The sequence below is a fragment of the Mesorhizobium sp. M7D.F.Ca.US.004.03.1.1 genome (assembly GCF_003998635.1).
In the GTDB taxonomy this organism is placed as follows: domain Bacteria; phylum Pseudomonadota; class Alphaproteobacteria; order Rhizobiales; family Rhizobiaceae; genus Mesorhizobium; species Mesorhizobium loti.
The window spans coordinates 1-942 of record NZ_RZQG01001454.1; the positions used below are offsets into that span (position 1 = coordinate 1).

At 66.9% G+C, this 942-nt stretch carries 2 protein-coding genes; both read right to left on the reverse strand.

Annotated features, from left to right (window positions below):
* The coding region (locus EN935_RS37890; RefSeq protein ID WP_206534692.1) for an NAD(P)(+) transhydrogenase (Re/Si-specific) subunit beta at window positions 1-383 on the reverse strand (383 nt) is incomplete at its 3' end.
* A 6-nt stretch (window positions 384-389) separates the two neighbouring features.
* Window positions 390-818 carry a proton-translocating transhydrogenase family protein gene (locus tag EN935_RS37895; RefSeq protein WP_206534693.1) on the reverse strand — a complete coding sequence of 143 codons (429 nt, stop codon included), beginning with the start codon at window positions 816-818 and terminating at the stop codon, window positions 390-392.
* Between the last annotated feature and the right edge of the window lie 124 nt (window positions 819-942).

The following is a 942-nucleotide window of genomic DNA, read 5'->3' on the forward strand; positions in this document are numbered from 1 at the left end:
ATCAGCGCCTGGGCGTGAATGTCGGCGACGGTGCCGATGCCGAAGCTTTCCGGGGCGTAGATGGCGGCGGCAGCCACCATGACGGCGGCGAGGCCGACCAGCGAATGGAAGGCGGCGACAAGCTGCGGCATCGAGGTCATGGCGATGCGGCGCGCGGTGACGGCGCCGACGCCGCCGCCAATGGCCAGGCCAAGCACGATCAGGCCGAAGCGCCCGGCGGACGGGGTTGCCAGCGCCAGCGTCGTGGCGATGGCAATGCCCATGCCGATCATGCCGTAGAGATTGCCCTGGCGGCTGGTGGTCGGATGCGACAGGCCGCGCAGCGCCATGATGAACAGGACGCCGGAGACCAAATAGAGGAAGGACGCGAAGTTGGCGTTCATGGCGCTCTACTTGTCCTTCTTCTTGTACATGGCCAGCATGCGCTGGGTGACCAGGAAGCCGCCGAAGATGTTGACCGAGACCAGCATCAGCGCGACGAAGCCGAAGCCGGTGGCAATGCCGGAGGCCGAGATGCCGACGGCCAGCAGCGCGCCGACAACGATGACCGAGGAGATGGCGTTGGTGACCGCCATCAGCGGCGTGTGCAGTGCCGGCGTCACCGACCAGACGACGTAATAGCCGACGAAGATCGCCAGGATGAAGATGGCGAAGCGGAAGACAAAGGGATCGATGGCGCCGCCGGAGAGCGCATGCGCGGCGTCACCCGCCGCATCGGCGCCACCGGGCATGGTCGCCATATTGTGCACTGCCAGCCGAACTGCGGCGGAGGCCTGGTCGAGCTGGTCGAGGGCTTTCTGCAGGGTCTGGTCCATCACGCGATCCCTTTCGGCTTCGACGAGGGCGACTTGGGTGCGGCCGCCTTCTTGGGCGCGGCCTTCTTTGCAGTGGCAGGTTTGACTGAAGCGTCGGCGACCATGGGGGCGGCCGGGATCGCGGCCG